The organism is Collinsella sp. BM28, assembly GCF_054551995.1.
On record NZ_JBTOLJ010000001.1, the window covers coordinates 910,029 to 928,965 of the forward strand.

An 18,937-nucleotide genomic window follows, 5' to 3' on the forward strand; every position below is an offset into this window, starting at 1 on the left:
TGGTTGCGCTTCGCTCCACAAATACACTCCTACGGTATATAAGGCCGGGCTTCTGTTACCTTGTTTAGATATGTTCAATTGCGTGTGGAAGGAGCGAGTCGTGAGCAAGGCGGACAAGCTATTTGTGACCATGTGTCGCGACATTTTGGACCACGGCACTACGACGGAGGGGGAGGAGGTCCGTCCACATTGGGAGGACGGCACTCCTGCGTACACCATCAAGAACTTCGGCGTTACTAACCGATATGACCTTCGCGATGAGTTCCCGGCACTCACGCTGCGCCGTACGGCACTCAAGTCCGCCATGGATGAGATCTTGTGGATCTACCAGCGCAAGTCCAACAACATCAACGACCTCAAGTCTCACATCTGGGACCAGTGGGCCGACGAGACCGGTTCGATCGGCAAGGCTTACGGCTACCAGATCGCGCAGAAGTCGCACTACGAGGAAGGCGACTTCGATCAGATGGACCGCGTGCTGTACGACCTCACGCATACGCCGTACTCGCGTCGCATCATGACGAATATGTATACGTTTGCCGATCTGTCCGAGATGCACTTGTATCCGTGCGCGTATTCTGTGACGTACAACGTGACGGCTGAGCCTGGCTGCGACAAGCCGGTGCTCAACATGGTGCTCATGCAGCGTAGCCAGGATATCCTTGCTGCCAACAACTGGAACGTGTGTCAGTACGCCATCTTGCTCATGATGGTCGCGCGCCATTGCGATATGATCGCAGGCGAGCTGTTGCACGTGATCGTTGACGCGCACATTTACGACCGGCACGTGGATATCGTGCGTGAGCTCATCGAGCGGCCGCAGTTCCCGGCGCCCAAGGTCTCGCTCAATCCTGAAGTCACGAATTTCTACGACTTTACAACTGATGACCTCATTGTTGAGGATTATGAGACGGGGCCGCAGGTCAAGGGGATTCCCATCGCGGTCTAAATCCGTTTCGCCCGCCCCGCCCCGGAGCATATCACCCCGTGCTCAAACAGCGCTACGCGAACTGCGCGCGGGACGATATGCTCCGGGGCGGGGCTACGGTATCATCGGTTTAAAAGTGGATTGTGCCCCTGATGTACAAGAGAAGAGTTGCATGATGACATGTGAGCTTAAGGCCATCGTCGCTGTGTGCGATGACTGGGGGATTGGACGGGATGGCGATATGGTGGTGGCCAATCGTGCCGACATGCGCCATTTTGTCAATAAGACCAAGGGCCATCCCGTCGTTATGGGACGTAAGACCCTTGAGAGCTTTCCCGGCGGGCGTCCGCTCAAGGACCGTCGCAACATTGTTCTCACGCGTGATCCCGCGTTTGAACGCGAGGGTATTGAGGTTGTTCATTCGGCTGAGGAAGCGCTCGCTGCCGTCGCGGATGAGGACGTTGCCTGGGTCATCGGCGGGGGAGCAGTGTACGAGCAGTTCCTGCCTCATTGCATCGAGGCGGAGGTCACGCGCAACCACGTGATACGCGATGTCGATACGTATTTCCCCAACCTCGATGTAGATTCCGCCTGGTCGGTCGTCGACTGTTCCGAGGTTTTTCGTATTGAGGAGGGCGCCGGCGACGCCGACGTCACCTTCGAGTTCATGACATACCGCAGATCGTAGGGGCCCGCGCCCCGTGGGAGCCTGTGGTTCGTACCGTCTGGCATATACCGTCAACCATCTTGTACGAAGGAGCAACCATGCAATTCAAGATGTCTCACACAGAAATCCACGTCCTCGATCTGGATGCGTCCCTCGCGTTCTACGAGAAGGCACTCGGCTTGACGCCGGTGCGCGAGGAGGGACCCGAGGACGGTTCCTGGAAGCTCGTGTTCCTCGGCAATGAGGCGAGTCCCTGCCAGCTCGAGCTCACGTGGAACAAGGGCCGTGTCGAGCCGTACAACCAGGGCGGGCATGACATTCATCTGGCTTTCGAGGTCGCGGACATGGGTGCCGCCCATGATCTTCACGCTTCCATGGGTTGCATCGTGAAGGAGAACCCCTCCATGGGCATCTACTTCATCGAGGATCCTGATGGTTTCTACATCGAGATCGTGCCGGTACGTTAAGATGCCTGGGGTTGAAATCGCTCATATTGACTCATTGGACGATCCTCGTCTTGAGGCGTACACGAAGCTGACTGAACGTCAGCTGCGTTCAGTGCTCGAGCCCGAGAAGGGCATCTTCATCGCGGAGAGTGGCAAAGTCATCGAGCGCGCGGTCGAGGCCGGCCTTGTGCCTGTGAGCTTCCTTTTGGGTGAGCGTTGGCTTGATCAGCTCACCCCGCTGCTCGAGAAGGTCGCTACCGACTTCCCCGAAATCGATATTCCCGTCTTTGTTGGCGAGATGGCTCTGCTTGAGCAGCTTACCGGCTTTTCGGTGACCCGTGGTGCACTTGCGGCGTTTCACCGGCCGCCGCTCGCGGATGCGGGTGCCTTCCTAGAAGGATTGGTTGAGCGCGCCTCTGGGCGCCCGATTCGCGCGTGCGTGCTCGAGGGCATCGTCGACCATTCGAATGTGGGCGCGATCTTCCGGTCCGCGGCGGCGCTCAACGTTGACGGCATTCTCGTGAGTCCGACCTGTGTGGATCCGCTCTATCGCCGTTCTGCGCGCGTGTCCATGGGCACCGTCTTCCAGGTACCTTGGACGAGGATTGGCACCGAGGCCCGCACGTGGCCCCGTGATGGCCTCGAGGTCCTGCACGATGCCGGCTTCACGTGTGCCGCCATGGCGCTCTCCGACGACTCGATTTCCTTGGACGACCCTCGACTTCAGGGCATAGAACGGCTCGCGATATTCATGGGAACCGAGGGCGCCGGGCTACAGAGACGCACGATTGACGGCTGCGACACGACGGTTCGCATTCCCATGGCGCACGGCGTTGACTCCTTGAATGTCGCCGCTGCGAGCGCCGTCGCGTTTTGGCAGCTCTGTCCCCACGTCGACAATGGGTACCAATATCGTCCGGGCATGTTTGCGTGATTGATGGCAGGTCTCTCCGTATCGTGACGGAGGGGCGTTCTTGATTCGCGCGTTTAACGGGCCGCGCTCGGGGGTATCCTCAGAGCATTACTGAACGTACGGACGGAGTTTCCTTATGGAAATGGATGATCATAAGCGTAGGCGGAATCTCATCCTCTACATGCTCATTGCCTTTGCGGTGTACCTGGTCTTGAGCAGCGTGCTGTTCCCCAATTTCAAGAACGGCGGGCTCGAGGTCGAGGATGTCACGTATTCCCAGCTTTTGAGCGATCTCGAGGACAAAAAGGTCGATGAGGTCAGCTACACCACCGATGATGCCCAGGCGGTCTACACGCTCAAGGGCGAAGAGGGCAAGGCGTATCGCACCACCACCATGCCCACGGACGTGGATCTCACTAATCGCATCGAAGAGGCTGGTGCAACTCTCAAGGTGACGATTCCCAAGCAGGATTCCGGCATGTGGACCTATCTGTTCATCACGGTGTTCGCTCCCATGCTCATCTTCTTTCTGCTCGGTTGGTGGCTCAATCGCCGTATGAAGAAGGCCATGGGTGACGACAATCCCTCGATGGATTTCTCCGGCGGCGGCTTTGGCGGCTTTGGCGGCGGCAACCTTGGCAAGTCCGGCGCTCGTATCGTCGCTTCCAAGGATGTCGGCGTCACGTTCAAGGACGTCGCTGGTCAGGAAGAGGCCAAGGAGTCCCTCAAGGAAGTCGTCGATTTCCTCGAGAATCCCAAGCGTTATGAGGAGATCGGCGCCAAGCTGCCGCGTGGTGCCCTGCTCGTGGGCCCTCCCGGTACCGGCAAGACGCTGCTCGCGAAGGCTGTCGCCGGCGAGGCGGGCGTTCCCTTCTTCAGCATTTCCGGATCTGAGTTTGTCGAGATGTTCGTCGGTCGCGGTGCCGCCAAGGTGCGCGATCTGTTCAAGCAGGCTAAGGAGAAAGCTCCCTGTATCGTCTTCATCGATGAGATTGACACCATCGGCAAGAAGCGCGATGGCGGCGGCTTCTCTGGCAATGACGAACGTGAGCAGACGTTAAATCAGCTTCTCACGGAAATGGACGGCTTTGACAACCAAAAGGGCATCGTGGTTCTCGCCGCGACGAACCGCCCCGATTCCCTAGACGCCGCGCTCCTGCGCCCGGGCCGCTTCGATCGCCGCGTGCCGGTCGAGTTGCCCGACCTCTCCGGGCGCAAGGCGATTCTCGAGCTCCACTCCAAAGATGTGAAGACCGAGCCGGGCATAGACCTCACTGCCATCGCCCGCGCGACGCCCGGTGCCTCCGGTGCCGATCTTGCTAATATCATCAACGAGGGAGCCCTGCGCGCTGTTCGTCTTGGTCGCAAGCGTGCGACCCAGGAAGACTTTGAGGAAAGCGTCGAGGTTGTCATCGCCGGTCAACAGCGCAAGTCCACGGTGCTTTCCGATTATGAGAAGCAGGTAGTTGCGTATCATGAGATTGGCCACGCCATCGTCGCCGCACGTCAAAAGGGGTCGGCGCCGGTAACCAAGATCACCATCGTGCCTCGTACAAGCGGCGCACTCGGCTATACCATGCAGGTTGAGGAGGACGAGCGGTTTCTCACCACGAAGCAGGAGGTCCTTGATAAACTTGCCGTCTACTGCGGTGGGCGTGCCGCCGAGGAGCTTATCTTCGGCGAGATGACCACCGGTGCCGCAAACGATATCGAGCAAGCGACCAAGCTTGCCCGCAATATGATCACGCGATTCGGCATGTCCGAGGAGTTCGGCATGATGGCGCTCGGCACCGTGCAAAACGCCTACCTCAACCAGGACACCTCGCTCACGTGCGCACCCGGTACGGCGGAGCGCGTTGATGCTGCGGTCCAAAAGCTCATCGCCGAGGCGCACGGACGCGCCCTCCAGATGCTCAAGGAGAATAAGTTCAAGCTCCATGAGCTCGCTCATTACCTGTATAAGAAGGAGACCATTACGGGCGAGGAATTCATGAGTCTCCTTACGAGGGAGAACCCGCTCATGCCCAAGAGCCCTCAGAAGTAATGGTGGTTCATGTCCTCATATGACATACGACCCCGTCCGTCTTTTTGCGCGGACGGGGTCGTCGCATGCGCATGCAACTCGAAGGGATGCTATGTTCGAAAACGCTTCGGAGCTCCGTTTTGCCGTCCTGATCGATGCCGATAACGTGAGCGAAAAATATATCAAGGTCATCCTCGACGAGATTTCGAATGCGGGTGTCGCTACATACAAGCGCATCTACGGTGACTGGACGAGCCCTCGACTGGCGAGCTGGAAGAGCTGTCTGCTTGACCATTCGATTATCCCGATGCAGCAGTACAGTTATACGTATGGCAAGAATGCCACGGACTCGGCGATGATCATCGATGCCATGGACATCCTGTATTCGGGTACGGTCGACGGATTCGCCATCGTCAGCTCTGATTCCGACTTCACGCGTCTCGTGGCGCGCCTGCGCGAGAGCGGTATGGTGGTGATCGGCATGGGCGAGCAAAAGACTCCCAAGCCGTTCATCTCCGCTTGCAACCAGTTCAAGTATCTCGACCTGCTGTACGCTCGACAGCAGCTGGAAGAGGCCGATGATGCCGGTGATTCCCGCGAGGACGATGTTTCGGCCCCTGTCGGCAAGCCCGCGCCTCGCCGACGGCGCCGCCGCCCCGGCGATGCCGGCGGATCCGCATCTGAACCGAGCAGCTGCGCATGTGATGAGGCGGAGGACGAGATCGAGGGAGAGGTCGCTTTCGGCGAGATGAGCCGAGCGGACAAGCGCCGCCATCTTCGGGCGATCCGTTGCGCCATTAACGCCGTCATCGATTCCTTCGGCGATGAGGACGGTTGGATTTCCTTGGGGCTGCTCGGCGACCAGCTCGGAAAGCGCCTTCCCGATTTCGACGTTCGCAACTATGGATATAAACGGCTCCGCCCGTTCCTCAAGTCGCTCGGTGTCTACGAGTTCGACGAGCCCGCGGGCGAGCAGGGCAAGCGCCAGATCAACCTCCGTCAACGAGATCTCTAGAGCGCCTTGTACACGGGACGCGTTGTAGCCGTTTCTCGGTGCGTACGCTACGGGGCGTGCGGATAATCGCGTGGAGGACTTGAGGTTTTCCTTGGTATAGCACTGCTTCTTGTGTATACTTGCTGCTGTTTGTTCAACCTATGTGCCGGCGTACGCGTGCGGCACCTCTAGAAGAGTAAGGAATCTGTCATGGATTACATCCGCGCAATCGAGCGTCAGCAGATCCGCGAGGACATGCCTCGCATCCTGGTCGGCGACAACGTCAAGGTCCACTACCGTATCAAGGAAGGCGACCGCGAGCGTGTCCAGGTCTTCCAGGGCGATGTCATTCGCCTGCAGGGTGCCGGTTCCCGTGAGACCTTCACCGTTCGTAAGATCTCCTACGGCGTGGGCGTTGAGCGTACCTTCCCGGTTCATTCCCCGAAGATCGCCAAGCTCGAGGTTGTTCGCCACGGTAAGGTCCGTCGCGCCAAGCTGTACTACCTGCGCGACAAGGTGGGCAAGGCTGCCCGCATTCCCGAGAAGCGCTAAGCACGGTTTTAGGGTTTACAGATCCGTACGGAAAGCGGGCCGCTCATTTGGGCGGCCCGCTTTCATAGAGAGGGTCGTGCGCCGCGCGGCGCATTGATTCTTATAAGGGGGATATCGTGGCGAATATGACGAGTTCGGCCTCTGCCGCCCAAGTTGCGGCAGAACTTGCGAGCGCATCGTTCGAGGAAATCGAGGCCCTTGTCGAAAGGTATGCCGAAGATCCCCGCCTCCAAGTCCAGAAGGCATGCGAGCGCGCGCGGCGCCGATTGGACAAGGAACGCACCGAGCGCGACCGCGTGGATGCCATGTACGCAACCATGCGCGAGCTTGGTGGTCCCGGCGTCGTTGTCGGCGTCGATGAGGTCGGCAGGGGTTCGGTCGCCGGACCACTGACCGTGTGTGCCGTGTGCCTGCCCGATGAGCCGCGCATCTGGGGTATCAACGATTCGAAGCAGCTCACTCCTGCCAAGCGTGAGATCCTTGCCGTCCAGATAGCAGAATGTGCGCGGGCGATCGGCATCTGCCATATCCCTCCCGCGCGTATCGATGAGATCGGCATGGCCTGTGCGCTGCGTGAGGCGGTGGCAGGCGCGGTTGCCGATACCGGGTTAGAGCCCGATTGCGTCCTCATGGACGGCAATCCTCTCGGTGCCGTCAAACATGAGCGCGATGTCGTAAAGGGTGATGCCACGGTGGCTTGTATTGCGGCGGCCTCGATTGTCGCAAAGGTCACGCGTGATGAGATGATGGTCGAATATGACGCCGAATACCCTGATTATCACTTTGCACAATCAAAGGGCTATGCCTCTGCAGAGCACATACAAGCAATCAAGGAATACGGTCTTTGCCCCATACATCGCGTGAGTTTTTGCGGAAACTTTTTGGAGACTGCACGACTTTTCTAGCTCCTCGATGATCCTTGCGCCTTACAGGTAAGGCCTCTTCCTTCACGTCGCCTGGCTGTGTCAGGTGCTGCCAGATTCCGCGTATGCTTTTGCGGGGCGTTTTTGAGACGGCTATGGGATAGCAGGTCCGATACTTCCCTCACCGGATGTGAAGGGAGTGCATATGGGCGCGAACAAGAATAGAGAGCGGGCGCAGGCGATCCTGAGGCGTGCCATTGACGAAGGGGAGTGCGTCTTCGATGGTCAGTACCTAAGCGGGATGTCGAACAAGCTCATCGGAACACTGGGGGAGGAGCTCGCGGCGTGTTATCTCGAGGGCCGGGGATACGAGATTGTCGAACGCAATTACCGCTGCCCAGAAGGTGAGGCTGACATAATCGCCCACGATTGCGACTCCGAAGAAGTCGTCCTCGTGGAGGTCAAGACACGGCGCAGCACTGCGGTCGATTCATATCCCGAAGAAGCCGTGACACCGTCCAAGATCAAGCGCTATCGCCGCATCGCCTATCAATTCATCGCCGAACACTTCCCGTGCCAGTCGGTCCGTTTCGACGTTATCGCGGTCACGCTCGCCTCGAAGGGCGCATGTGAGATCCGCCACCTGTATGGCGTGTTCGACTGGGAGGCGGACCAATGAGCGCAACGCCTCAAACATTTGCCGTTCATGCGGCTTGTATACGAGGGGTGGAGGCGTTTGAGGTTACCGTTGAGATCTCGTCGTCGGGAACCATTCCGGGTATGACCATAGTCGGCATGGCGGATGCCGCCGTCATGGACGCGCGCAGCCGAATCCGATGCGCGTTGCGTTCGAGTGGTTTCATGGTTCCGCGGTGCACGCTTACGGTGAGCCTTGCGCCCGGGGATGTCCGTAAAACCGGATCGGGGCTCGATTTGCCTATCGCCGTGGCGATTCTTGCCCTCTCGGGCCAAATCCCCCTGGAGGGTCTCGATGATTGCCTCTTCGTTGGGGAGCTCGCCCTCGATGGGACCGTCTGCCCCGTCAAGGGCGAGGTGGCCTATCAGTTGCTCGCACGTGATCTCGGTGTTTCCTTTGTTGGGGGATTTAACTCCGAGCATGTGCCCATCGGCGAGGTGCAAGCAAGTTATCTGGAGCGTCTCAGTTGCCTGAGCGTCGGTATCGGTCGAGGTAAAAAGCCGTTTTGCGTCAATCCGTCCCATCGTGCTGTTCATGGGTCAGCGCTTGATTACGGCGATGTCGTGGGTCAGGAAATCGCGAAGCGGGGATTGGCGATTGCGGCAACGGGAGGCCTGGGCCTGATGATGATCGGGGCCCCGGGATCCGGCAAGACCATGCTCGCCAAGCGTATGACGGGCATCCTTCCTCCCATAGATGAGATTGAGCTTCAAGAGGCGCTCTGTATCCATTCGGTCGTTGGCGAGCGCACCGAGTCCTTGTTGAGGGGCTCGCGACCGTACCGAAACCCACATCACAGTATTTCCTCGGCAGGACTCATAGGCGGCGGGCGTCCGGTCCGTCCCGGTGAGATCAGCTTGGCGCATGGTGGCGTGCTCTACCTGGACGAACTCGGCGAGTTTTCATCGAATACCCTCCAAATGCTACGACAACCGATGGAAGACGGCGCCGTTCGAATCGTCCGTGTCGATGGAGCCTACACGTTTCCGGCGCGATTCCAACTCATCGCTGCGAGCAACCCCTGTCCCTGCGGGTACTTGGGGGACCGTGATGTTCCGTGCCGGTGCTCCGACGCCGCAATCGAACGGTATCGAGCAAAGCTTGGCGGTCCGTTGGCCGATCGTATCGATATCATCCTTCACGTAGCACGCCCGGATCCTGACCTCGTCATCGAAGGAGCCGAGGGACTGACGACGGACGTGCTGCGCGATCAGGTCGAAAAGGGCAGGGCGTTTTGCGCATGGCGCGAATCGCGAATTGCAGATACGGACGAATGCGGCTGCAGCGCTTCGCTCGATGCCGAGGTTCGTTCCTTCGGTCTGGACGCTGCGGGACGCGAAACGCTCCTTGAATTCTCGAAGCGTTCGCATTTGACGGGCAGGGGCGTCGTCGGTCTCTGCCGTATTTCGCGCACTATCGCCGATATGGCGGAGTCTGAATTCATCCAGGCGGCACATGTATTGGAGGCAGCGCAGTATCAAGGGAGGTATGGAGATGGGGGCGTGTAGGGACGGATTCGAGATTCGTCGGGGAGACTCAGGCTATCCTCGATGTGTGGCCGAGCTTCCCCAGGTGCCTCCCGTGCTGTACGTACGGGGTGATGCCACGGTGCTTGATCTTCCCTCGTTGTCCATCGTCGGCTCTCGCCGTGCATCGCCTTACGGTTCGGCTATCTGCGAACTTGCGGCGGGAATCGCCGTCGAGTCGGGCATACCCGTCGTATCGGGCGGTGCGCGCGGATGCGACCAGGTCGCTGGGTGGGCTACGCTCAATGCTGGCGGCAGGCACATCGTGGTACTGGGGACGGGGGCCGATGTCGTCTACCCCTCCACGGCGAAAGCCCTCGTTGACCGGGTCATCGAAACCGGTGGTTGCGTGATTTCCATAGAGCCCTGGGGAACGCCCCCACAGAGATGGGCGTTTCCCAAGCGAAACCGCGTCATAGCGGCGCTCTCATCCGCGACGTTCGTCGCGGAGGCGGGGCTGCCGTCGGGAACCTTTTCGACGGCGGAGGCGGCCAATGAGTTGGGCAGAGAGGTCCTCGCCGCCCCAGGTTCGATCTTTTCCCCCGAGTCACGTGGCTCTAATTACCTGATCGCGAATGGAGCATGTTGTATCGCCGACGAGGAGGCGCTTGAGGTCGCGATTTCCCGGATTTATGGAACGCTTCGCTTTTGCAGGAAGGATGCTCGTGGGTATGGGGGCCTTAAGGGGAACGAGCAGCGTGCACTCGATATGATAGTTGCAAGCCCGCTACGCGTAGATGAGCTTGCGTCCCATCTCGACATCGATGGGGTGACGTGCTTGACCTTGGTGAGCTCTCTCGAGATTCAAGGCTTGGCCGTGCGGCTTCCGGATGGGAGGATCTCACCGAGCAAGTCCGCCCTTCACGCCTTGACGCGCTTAGGGCACAATGGATGAATTGACGCTAACGCAAAGGAGCCCTATATGACATACGAGCGCGTGACGGTGGTGGGTGGTGGCCTTGCCGGCTGCGAGTGCGCATGCCAACTCGCTGACCGTGACATTCCCGTGGTATTGCATGAGATGCGCCCCTGCGTCTCCTCTCCGGCACATCGCACGGACGGCCTGGCTGAGCTTGTGTGCTCCAATTCGCTTAAGTCGACGCGTATCGACTCGGCAGCCGGCCTTCTTAAAGAGGAACTCCGTCGCATGGGGTCGGTGCTGTTGTCGTGCGCGGAACGCGCTTCCGTTCCCGCGGGTGGTGCCCTCGCTGTCGACCGTGATCTGTTTTCCGCCCTCGTCGCTCAGGAGATCGATTCGCGTCCCCTTATTCATGTGGTGCGCGGCGAGGTCACTGAGATTCCCGAAGGACCCTGTGTGATTGCGGCGGGTCCGCTGTGCTCGCCAGCCCTCTCTGATCGCGTTCTTAATTTAGTCGGTGGTGATGCCCTTTCGTTTTTCGATGCAGCGGCGCCGATCGTCGACGCCAGCACGATCGACAGGTCCATCGTGTTCTCGCAATCCCGCTACGATGATCAGGCGGACGGGGATTACCTGAACGCCCCATTCACCAAGGATGAATACAATACGTTCATCGACGAGTTGGTAGGGGCGGAGCGCGTGGTGCTCAAGGATTTTGAGCGACGCGATCTTTTCCAAGCATGCCAGCCCGCCGAGGAAGTTGCCCGTACCGGCCACGACGCGATCAGGTACGGAGCCATGAAGCCCGTGGGGCTGACCGATCCCCGTACGGGTCGAAGGCCTTGGGCAGCCGTGCAGCTCCGGGCGGAAAACGCTGCATGCACGGCATACAATCTCGTCGGATTTCAGACCAACCTTACATTTGGCGAGCAGAAACGCGTTTTCCGCATGATTCCCGGCTTGGAGAACGCCGAGTTTTTCAGGTACGGCGTCATGCATCGGAATACGTTCGTCGACGCCCCCCACGTCCTCGACGTCACCTTTGCGGTTCCTGGAACTCAGGTGCGTCTTGCTGGTCAGATAACCGGTACGGAAGGGTACACCGAGGCGATTGCGTCCGGTCTTCTCGCCGCTTTGAATACGTTTGCCGACATGGCGGCGCTGCCGTCCGTCTCTTTGCCGCGCACCGGTGCCTTTGGCTCGCTGGTGGCATATGCCACCAATCCGGAGACTGTCGATTATCAACCCATGCATGTCAACTTTGGCGTCGTGCCTCCCTTGGAGGACGGCAAGAGACGCAGCAAGCGCGATCGCTACGCCGCGTATTCCGCCCGTGCCTTGTCGGACCTCGAAGCGTTCCTCGTTTCCCGCGGTGATTTGTTTTCCGCACGAGGGTAGGTTTCGGTTCGCTGGAGTCCATTTTGGTTGCGGATGGGGGAGTGAGTGTGAGCGCGTCCGAGTGCGATTTGCTGGCGTACGTCGATGATTACATAGCTCATATCGCTCGGTATGAGGGTGCGTCGCCCGAGACGGTGCGTGCATACACCCAACACCTCGAAGCGTATGTGCGCTGGTGTGCGCGCAGTGGGGTGAACGGATTGTCGCCGAATCCACGAGACCTACGCTTGTACCTATCGGACTTTGCCTCTGCGGGCTACGCCCCTCGCACCACGTCCGCCCACCTATCCGCTCTTCGGTCCTTCTTCACATGGCTTGTCGAGGAGGGCATCGTTACGTCAGAGGTGGTTTCTGCGCTTTCGAGCCCCAAGCTCGACAAGCCACTTCCCCATACGCTTACCTTGGAGCAGCTCGAGCGTCTCATGAAGGCGCCTGACCCCGCAACGCCTCGAGGGCTGCGTGATGCCGCCATGTTGGAGCTCTTCATCGCCACGGGGGCGCGTATCTCGGAGCTCGCATCGCTTGAGGTGTCCTCCATCGACCTTGCGGCGATGTCCGTTCGCTTGTTCGGCAAGGGCTCTAAGGAGCGTATCGTGCCCCTGTACGATCGGGCGTGCCTTGCTTGCGCTCATTATCTTGATAACGGTAGAGGCGAGTTGCTCAGGGGTCATCCGCAGGCAAATACCGTCACTCGTTTTTTCATATCAAATCGCGGAAAACCCATGGATGCCGCAGCACTCAGGTATCGCTTCAACGCGCTCAAGACCGCTTCTGGTGTGCCCGATGACATTACGCCCCATGCCATTCGTCATACATTCGCCACTGAGCTCTTACGCGGTGGTGCCGACCTTCGCAGCGTGCAAGAGCTTCTCGGGCATGTGAGTCTCTCGACGACTCAAATCTACACGCATTTGACGCCCGACCGACTTAAAACCGCCGTGCACCGCGCGCACCCCCGTGCATAGTCCACGCGATTACTTTGTGAAGCCTTGGCAATGAGTGCTCCACCTGCTATTATTCATCAAGTTGCGAATTTGCAACGTTCCATCACACACGCACGGCTACGCGCCGGCCGCGGTGCCCGAGCTTTGGTAGCTCATGCTCGGGTGGTCGACGCGGACGACACCGTGCGAAAGACAAACCGGGAGGTAAACATGGCTACCAAGATCAACATCCGCACCCTGCTCGAGGCTGGCTGCCACTTTGGCCACCAGACCCGTCGTTGGAACCCCAAGATGAAGCCGTTCATCTTCGGCGAGCGCAACAACATCTACATCCTCGACCTCAAGCAGACCATCGTCGAGGCCGATAAGGCGTACACCTTCCTCAAGGAGACCGCGGCCAAGGGTGGTAAGGTCCTCTTTGTTGGCACCAAGAAGCAGGCCCAGGAGGCCGTGAAGTCCGCTGCCGAGCGCGCCAACATGCCTTACATCAACCAGCGTTGGCTCGGCGGTATGCTCACCAACTTCGTGACCATCCGTTCCCGCATGAACCGCCTCGAGGAGCTCGAGGGCATGGTCGCCGATGGCTCCATGGCTCTGCGTGGCAAGAAGGAGCAGGCGGTCCTGGGCAAGGAGCTCGCCAAGCTGCAGGCCAACCTTGGTGGCGCCCGTGAGCTCAAGAGCACCCCTGCCGCGCTCTTCGTCATCGACACCAAGCGCGAGGAGAACGCCATTAAGGAGGCCAAGCGTCTTGGCATCCCCGTGGTCGCCCTCATCGACACCAACTCCGATCCCGACGTCGTCGATTACGGCATCCCCTGCAACGATGACGCCATCTCCGCGATCCAGCTCATGAGCGAGCTCTTCGCCGACGCCTGCCTCGCCGGTTCCGGCAAGGAGCAGATCTCCGAGGCCGAGATGGCCGCCGAGGCTCCTGCTACCGAGGCTGTCGCCGAGTAGCACCCACCTCATCTCATTCGTCAATTCCCTTTGAAAGGAATGAACATGGCTCAGATCACCGCCGCTATGGTCAAGCAGCTCCGCGAGATGACCGACTCCCCGATGATGGAGTGCAAGAAGGCTCTCGTCGAGGCTGACGGCGATATGGACGCCGCCGTCGACGTCCTCCGCAAGAACGGTCTCGCCGCCGCCGCCAAGAAGGCTGGTCGCGACACCAACGAGGGCGCTGTCGCTGCGTATATTTCCGAGGACGGCACCATGGGTGCCCTCGCCGAGGTCGCCTGCGAGACTGACTTCGTTGCCTCCAACCCCAAGTTCACCGGTTTTGCCGCCGAGGTCGCCAAGGTCGTTTGCGACAACGAGCCTGCCGATGTCGAGGCTCTGCTCGCCTGCGATATGAACGGTGAGACCGTCGAGGCTGCCCTCACCGAGATGATTCACGTCATCGGTGAGAACATGAAGATCTCCCGTACCGCCGTGCGCAAGCCCGCTGCCGGTGGCGTTGCCTCCTACATCCACATGGGTGGCAAGATCGGCGTTCTCGTCGAGTTCTCCTTCGAGAAGCCCGAGACCGCTTCTGCTGAGGCCTTTAAGACCTTCGCCCATGATGTTGCCATGCAGGTCGCTGCCACTGCACCGATCGCCGCTGTGCGCGAGGACGTCGCTCAGGATGTCATCGATCACGAGGTTGAGATTTACAAGGCTCAGGCTGCCGAGTCCGGCAAGCCCGAGGCCATCCAGGAGAAGATGGCCATTGGTCGTCTTGAGAAGTTCTTCAAGGGTATCGTCTTGAATGAGCAGGAGTTCATCAAGGACTCCAGCATGACCATCAAGGCCTACGCCGAGAAGGTCTCCAAGGAGCTTGGCGACACCGTCAAGGTCGTTGCTTTCGATCGTCTGGTCTGCGGCGAGTAAATTGACGCTTTAACGTGAAGGCAGGTCGTGGGGTAACGCTCACGGCCTGCTTTTTCATGGGTCGAGTTCATTTGCTGCGAGTATCGTCCATCCCTGCTAAAATGGGAGAAATTGCGTTATAAGGAGGATTCCTTGTCCGAGTACCAATACAAGCGCGTCCTGTTGAAGATTTCCGGTGAGGCGCTTATGGGTAACGCCGATTACGGTATCGACCCCAATGTGGTGGAGCGCATGGCCGTTCAGGTCAAGCAGCTTCACGACGAGGGGATCGAGGTCGCGGTCGTTGTCGGAGGCGGCAACATCTTCCGCGGTGTCGCCGGCTCTGCCAAGGGTATGGAGCGCGCCCAGGCCGATTACATGGGCATGCTTGCCACGGTTATGAATGCTCTCGCCCTGCAGGATGCCATCGAGCGGATCGATTGCCCCTGCCGCGTTATGAGTGGTATCCAGATGAACGAGGTTTGCGAGCCGTATATCCGTCGCCGCGCTATGCGAAGCCTTGAGAAGGGCGATGTCGTCATCTTCGCCGCCGGATCCGGCAACCCGTATTTCACCACCGACACCGCCGCTGCGCTGCGTGCCTGCGAGATCGGCGCCGATTGCTTGCTCAAGGCCACCAAGGTCGACGGCGTCTACGACATGGATCCGGTTAAGAACGAGGATGCCGTTCGTTTTGACAGCATCAGCTATCATGAGGTCTTGGTCCGTGGTCTCCAGGTCATGGATTCGACCGCGACCGCGCTGTGCCAGGACAACCACATGCCGATCATCGTTCTCAACATCGACGGGGACGACAATATCAAGCGTGCACTTGCCGGTGAGCCGGTGGGCACCGTCGTTATGGAAGAGGAGTAGGGAATGTCTGATATCCGCGAAAGCATGGATAAGGCCCTTGAGAGCTTGAAGCACAATTTCTCCAAGGTCCGCACCGGTCGTGCCAACGCCAACATCCTGTCTGACATCACCGTCGATTACTACGGCGTCGCGACACCTATCACGCAGGTGGCGGCCGTCAAGGTGCCTGAAGCTCATATGCTCGTCATCGAGCCTTGGGACAAAGCCCTGGTGAATGCCATCGTCAAGGCGGTAACCGCTTCGGATTTGGGTATCACGCCCAATTCCGACGGCATTGTGGTTCGTCTCCCGTTCCCCGCGCCTACCGAGGAGCGCCGTCGCGAACTCGTCAAGGAATGCCGCGAGCTCGCCGAGCACGCAAAGATCGCCATCCGTAATGCACGCCGCGATGCGAACAACAAGCTCGAGCGTGACGAGGAACTCACCGAGGACGAGGTTCGCCGCGAGCAGGCCAAAGTCCAGAAGGCCACCGATGAGTTCGTCGCCAAGGTGGATGAGATGCTCAAGGCCAAAGAAGCAGAGGTCATGGAGATCTAGCTGATGCATTACGACGTCGATAAGTTCAACGAGTACTTCGCGAACCATCCCGACGACATTTCCATTGATGACATCGACATGGCGCGCATTCCGCGCCATGTTTCTTGCATCATGGATGGCAACGGTAGATGGGCGACGAGTCGAGGTCTCGGGCGCGGAGAGGGCCATAAGGCCGGAATCGTCGCGTTGCAGGAGGTTATCACCGCATGTGTGCGCATGGGCGTCGACGTACTTTCGGCGTATGCGTTCTCCACTGAGAATTGGAATCGCCCTCAGGCCGAGGTCAATCTTCTCATGCACCTGTTCGCAAAGACCTTCGTTGATGAGCTTCCGCTCCTCAAGCGCGAAAACGTCCGTGTTGAGTTTCTCGGGGACATTTCCGCGCTTCCCAAGAAGACGCGCGATGTCTTTGAGTATGGGCTTGCGGAGACTCGTAACCACACGGGGATGACCCTCGCACTGGCCGTCAACTACGGTGCCCGTGCGGAGCTTGCCCGTGCCACGCGCCTCATCGCCGAGGATGTCCGCGCCGGCGTGCTCGATCCCTCGGACATCACCGAGGAGACCGTCGCTTCCCGTCTGTACACGGCCGACATGCCCGACCCCGAGCTGGTCATTCGCACATCCGGTGAGATGCGCGTCTCCAATTATCTGCTTTGGCAGATCGCATATTCAGAGTTCTATATCACGGACACCTATTGGCCCGATTTCGATCGTTGGGGGCTCGTGCGCGCGATCGCATCCTTCCAAGGTCGCGATCGCCGCTTTGGGGGTCTGACGAGTGCCTAGCGCCTCGTCCCGTGAAGGAGTTTTTACATTGGCTTCCAATACCAACAGCGCCGCATCAGAGCCGAGCGCATCGAAGGACGGTCGTTTGCATTCGTTTATCGTACGCGCCGGTGCAGGAATCGTGTACGCCGTCGTCTTCATTGGCTCGCTCATCTTGGGCGTCCTTCCCACGGCGGTTTTCACGTCGGTCATGTCATGGCTTTGCTGCTACGAGTTCTATCGCATGGCTCGCATCGACGGTAAGGTTCCTAATGAGTTCATTGGACTGTCGGCGGCCGTTCTGTTTCCCTTGTCCGCCCTCGTCGACCCTGTTTGGCTGACGGTCATCAACTTCCTACTCGTGCTCTCGCTCGGTCTGTGGTATGTCCAGAACCCGCGCACCCGCATCGCGGACGTTGCCGTTACGGTCTTTGGCCCTATCTATACCGGATACATGCTTTCCGCCATCGTGTTGCTGCGCGAAGCGGTTCCCGGCTGGGAGGGCGCGCTGCTCTCGGTCGGCGTCTGCGCATCGCTCTGGCTCTCCGATTCGTTTGCCTATATGGTCGGCAGCCGCTTTGGCAAGCATAAGATGGCCCCAAAGATCTCACCCAAGAAGAGTTGGGAAGGCTTTTTCGGCGGTCTTGCGGGCTCAATCGTCGTGTGGCTCATCCTGTGGTCCACCGATCTGTACGATCTGGATATCTGGTTTGCCATCATGTGCGGAATCGTCGTTTCGATCATGGGCGTTTTCGGCGACCTCATCGAAAGCCGCATTAAGCGCGGCGCGGGAGTCAAGGATTCCGGCAATCTCATTCCCGGCCATGGTGGTATGCTCGATCGCTCTGATTCGCTTATCATCGGCGTCATTACCGCCTATCTGATGCTTCATTTGGGAGGTGTCCTGTAATGACGTCAATTCAGGGGGAGGGCCGTCGCACCCGTGTTGCGATCCTCGGTTGCACTGGGTCGATTGGAACCCAGGCGCTTGATGTGTGCCGTCAGCACGCCGACAAGCTCCAGGTTGTCGCTCTTTCCGCGCATAGCCGTACGTCAGACCTCGTTCGGTATGCGCGTGAGTTCAAAGTCTCCTACGTCGGCGTGACCGACGAGTCCCATACCGATGACCCAGTGCTTCAGGAGCTTCCCCAGGGCTGCGAGCTGGTGAGCGGTCCGCACGCGGCTGTTGAGCTTGCGCGTATGGATGCCTGCGATGTCGTCCTCGTCGCGATTGTCGGGGCCGCCGGTCTCGAGGCGAGTCATGCCGTCCTTTCGGGCGATAGACGGTTGGCTCTCGCCAACAAGGAATCCCTGGTTGTTGGTGGAGACCTGCTCATGCCGCTTGCCGCGCCTGGGCAGCTCCTTCCGGTTGATTCCGAGCATGGGGCGATCTTCCAATGTCTGACGGGGGAGGACCCTCGTGAGGCGCATTGTATCTGGCTTACATGCTCAGGCGGCCCGTTCTTTGGCCGGACCGCGAAGGAGCTCGAGTGCGTCACGCGCCACGACGCACTGGCCCACCCCACGTGGAATATGGGTGCCAAGATCACCATCGATTCCGCAACGCTTATGAACAAAGGGCTCGAACGCATCGAGGCCATGCATCTGTTTGGTATGGGACTCGACCGGATCAACGTCCTCATCCAACGCGAATCAAAGATTCACTCCATGGTGGAGTTCGTTGATGGTTCGGTGATCGCTCACCTGGGCGCCTCCGATATGCGTATTCCCATTCAGTATGCATTCACCTATCCCGAGCGTTGGGATACGCCTGCTCCGCGTGTTGATTTTCGTAAGCTCGGAAAGCTTTCGTTCGATGCGCCCGATATGGAGGCATTCCGCTGCCTCAAGCTTGCCGAAATCGCCGGTGAGTTGCGGGGTACGATGCCTTGTGTCTTGAACGCCGCCAATGAGGTCGCCGTCGACGCCTTCCTCCATGACCGTCTCGGTTTCAACGGCATTGCCGCCGTTGTCCAAACGTGCATGGACGCTCACGATCGTTGCGATGTGGTTTCGCTTGAACAGCTTCGCGATGTCGATGCATGGGCGCGGGAACGCGCGGAGCGTGCGATTTGCTTAATGGCATAACGTAGAT

20 protein-coding genes are annotated in these 18,937 nt (G+C 59.2%); all 20 read left to right on the forward strand.

What is annotated here, in order from left to right:
• The first annotated feature begins 100 nt into the window (after positions 1–100).
• The 20 genes from thyA (at position 101) to dxr (ending at position 18,930) form a co-directional block, all read left to right on the forward strand.
• A complete protein-coding gene (thyA, locus tag ACX9NZ_RS03845; protein WP_302741739.1) occupies positions 101–949 on the forward strand; it encodes a thymidylate synthase in 849 nt (282 codons plus the stop codon).
• 154 nt (positions 950–1,103) lie between these two features.
• Entirely contained in the window at positions 1,104–1,616 is a 513-nt protein-coding gene (locus ACX9NZ_RS03850; RefSeq protein ID WP_294158724.1) for a dihydrofolate reductase, read from the forward strand.
• Positions 1,617–1,693: 77 nt separating this feature from the next.
• Entirely contained in the window at positions 1,694–2,062 is a 369-nt protein-coding gene (locus ACX9NZ_RS03855) for a VOC family protein (protein ID WP_294158537.1), read from the forward strand.
• A 1-nt stretch (position 2,063) separates the two neighbouring features.
• Positions 2,064–2,975, forward strand: a complete 912-nt coding sequence (locus ACX9NZ_RS03860) for a TrmH family RNA methyltransferase (protein ID WP_118653812.1) — start codon at positions 2,064–2,066, stop codon at positions 2,973–2,975.
• 115 nt (positions 2,976–3,090) lie between these two features.
• Positions 3,091–4,998 (forward strand): ATP-dependent zinc metalloprotease FtsH, encoded by a 1,908-nt coding sequence (gene ftsH, locus ACX9NZ_RS03865; protein ID WP_407496447.1) that lies wholly within the window; start codon positions 3,091–3,093, stop codon positions 4,996–4,998.
• A 91-nt stretch (positions 4,999–5,089) separates the two neighbouring features.
• Positions 5,090–5,992: an NYN domain-containing protein gene (locus tag ACX9NZ_RS03870; RefSeq protein WP_407496449.1), complete on the forward strand. Its 903-nt coding sequence runs from the start codon at positions 5,090–5,092 to the stop codon at positions 5,990–5,992.
• A 189-nt stretch (positions 5,993–6,181) separates the two neighbouring features.
• On the forward strand, positions 6,182–6,523 hold the full coding sequence (gene rplS, locus ACX9NZ_RS03875; RefSeq protein ID WP_118653815.1) for a 50S ribosomal protein L19: 342 nt from the start codon (positions 6,182–6,184) through the stop codon (positions 6,521–6,523).
• A 116-nt stretch (positions 6,524–6,639) separates the two neighbouring features.
• Complete coding sequence (locus ACX9NZ_RS03880) at positions 6,640–7,428, forward strand: ribonuclease HII (protein ID WP_407496367.1); 789 nt, start codon at positions 6,640–6,642, stop codon at positions 7,426–7,428.
• A 163-nt stretch (positions 7,429–7,591) separates the two neighbouring features.
• A complete protein-coding gene (locus ACX9NZ_RS03885) occupies positions 7,592–8,065 on the forward strand; it encodes a YraN family protein (protein WP_118653817.1) in 474 nt (157 codons plus the stop codon).
• On the forward strand, positions 8,062–9,591 hold the full coding sequence (locus ACX9NZ_RS03890) for a YifB family Mg chelatase-like AAA ATPase (protein ID WP_294123870.1): 1,530 nt from the start codon (positions 8,062–8,064) through the stop codon (positions 9,589–9,591). Before ACX9NZ_RS03885 ends, ACX9NZ_RS03890 begins: the two co-directional genes overlap by 4 nt.
• Positions 9,578–10,504: a DNA-processing protein DprA gene (locus ACX9NZ_RS03895; protein ID WP_118653839.1), complete on the forward strand. Its 927-nt coding sequence runs from the start codon at positions 9,578–9,580 to the stop codon at positions 10,502–10,504. The genes ACX9NZ_RS03890 and ACX9NZ_RS03895 overlap by 14 nt, the downstream gene beginning before the upstream one ends.
• A 27-nt stretch (positions 10,505–10,531) precedes the next feature.
• Positions 10,532–11,866 carry a methylenetetrahydrofolate--tRNA-(uracil(54)-C(5))-methyltransferase (FADH(2)-oxidizing) TrmFO gene (trmFO, locus tag ACX9NZ_RS03900; RefSeq protein ID WP_118653819.1) on the forward strand — a complete coding sequence of 445 codons (1,335 nt, stop codon included), beginning with the start codon at positions 10,532–10,534 and terminating at the stop codon, positions 11,864–11,866.
• 47 nt (positions 11,867–11,913) lie between these two features.
• Positions 11,914–12,831, forward strand: a complete 918-nt coding sequence (locus tag ACX9NZ_RS03905; RefSeq protein ID WP_302741742.1) for a tyrosine recombinase XerC — start codon at positions 11,914–11,916, stop codon at positions 12,829–12,831.
• 189 nt (positions 12,832–13,020) lie between these two features.
• Entirely contained in the window at positions 13,021–13,767 is a 747-nt protein-coding gene (gene rpsB, locus ACX9NZ_RS03910) for a 30S ribosomal protein S2 (RefSeq protein ID WP_118653821.1), read from the forward strand.
• 45 nt (positions 13,768–13,812) lie between these two features.
• Positions 13,813–14,682, forward strand: coding sequence for a translation elongation factor Ts (gene tsf / locus ACX9NZ_RS03915; protein ID WP_118653822.1), 870 nt, complete (start codon positions 13,813–13,815; stop codon positions 14,680–14,682).
• Positions 14,683–14,814: 132 nt separating this feature from the next.
• Positions 14,815–15,537 carry a UMP kinase gene (pyrH, locus tag ACX9NZ_RS03920; protein WP_118653823.1) on the forward strand — a complete coding sequence of 241 codons (723 nt, stop codon included), beginning with the start codon at positions 14,815–14,817 and terminating at the stop codon, positions 15,535–15,537.
• Positions 15,538–15,540: 3 nt separating this feature from the next.
• Complete coding sequence (frr, locus tag ACX9NZ_RS03925; protein WP_118653824.1) at positions 15,541–16,074, forward strand: ribosome recycling factor; 534 nt, start codon at positions 15,541–15,543, stop codon at positions 16,072–16,074.
• A gap of 3 nt (positions 16,075–16,077) precedes the next feature.
• Positions 16,078–16,863: an isoprenyl transferase gene (locus ACX9NZ_RS03930; RefSeq protein ID WP_118653825.1), complete on the forward strand. Its 786-nt coding sequence runs from the start codon at positions 16,078–16,080 to the stop codon at positions 16,861–16,863.
• Between the two features lie 28 nt (positions 16,864–16,891).
• The gene (locus tag ACX9NZ_RS03935; protein WP_317440031.1) at positions 16,892–17,752 is read left to right on the forward strand and encodes a phosphatidate cytidylyltransferase; all 861 of its coding nucleotides are present in this window, start codon (positions 16,892–16,894) and stop codon (positions 17,750–17,752) included.
• The gene (gene dxr / locus ACX9NZ_RS03940; RefSeq protein ID WP_407496301.1) at positions 17,752–18,930 is read left to right on the forward strand and encodes a 1-deoxy-D-xylulose-5-phosphate reductoisomerase; all 1,179 of its coding nucleotides are present in this window, start codon (positions 17,752–17,754) and stop codon (positions 18,928–18,930) included. The genes ACX9NZ_RS03935 and dxr overlap by 1 nt, the downstream gene beginning before the upstream one ends.
• The last annotated feature ends 7 nt before the right edge of the window (positions 18,931–18,937 follow it).

Coding starts and splice junctions, on each gene's coding strand:
- ACX9NZ_RS03850 (WP_294158724.1), top strand. CDS start 1,104: ATGACATGTGAGCTTAAGGCCATCGTCGCTGTGTGCGATGACTGGGGG.
- ACX9NZ_RS03855 (WP_294158537.1), top strand. CDS start 1,694: ATGCAATTCAAGATGTCTCACACAGAAATCCACGTCCTCGATCTGGAT.
- ACX9NZ_RS03860 (WP_118653812.1), top strand. CDS start 2,064: ATGCCTGGGGTTGAAATCGCTCATATTGACTCATTGGACGATCCTCGT.
- ftsH (WP_407496447.1), top strand. CDS start 3,091: ATGGAAATGGATGATCATAAGCGTAGGCGGAATCTCATCCTCTACATG.
- ACX9NZ_RS03870 (WP_407496449.1), top strand. CDS start 5,090: ATGTTCGAAAACGCTTCGGAGCTCCGTTTTGCCGTCCTGATCGATGCC.
- rplS (WP_118653815.1), top strand. CDS start 6,182: ATGGATTACATCCGCGCAATCGAGCGTCAGCAGATCCGCGAGGACATG.
- ACX9NZ_RS03885 (WP_118653817.1), top strand. CDS start 7,592: ATGGGCGCGAACAAGAATAGAGAGCGGGCGCAGGCGATCCTGAGGCGT.
- ACX9NZ_RS03890 (WP_294123870.1), top strand. CDS start 8,062: ATGAGCGCAACGCCTCAAACATTTGCCGTTCATGCGGCTTGTATACGA.
- ACX9NZ_RS03895 (WP_118653839.1), top strand. CDS start 9,578: ATGGGGGCGTGTAGGGACGGATTCGAGATTCGTCGGGGAGACTCAGGC.
- trmFO (WP_118653819.1), top strand. CDS start 10,532: ATGACATACGAGCGCGTGACGGTGGTGGGTGGTGGCCTTGCCGGCTGC.
- rpsB (WP_118653821.1), top strand. CDS start 13,021: ATGGCTACCAAGATCAACATCCGCACCCTGCTCGAGGCTGGCTGCCAC.
- tsf (WP_118653822.1), top strand. CDS start 13,813: ATGGCTCAGATCACCGCCGCTATGGTCAAGCAGCTCCGCGAGATGACC.
- frr (WP_118653824.1), top strand. CDS start 15,541: ATGTCTGATATCCGCGAAAGCATGGATAAGGCCCTTGAGAGCTTGAAG.
- ACX9NZ_RS03930 (WP_118653825.1), top strand. CDS start 16,078: ATGCATTACGACGTCGATAAGTTCAACGAGTACTTCGCGAACCATCCC.
- dxr (WP_407496301.1), top strand. CDS start 17,752: ATGACGTCAATTCAGGGGGAGGGCCGTCGCACCCGTGTTGCGATCCTC.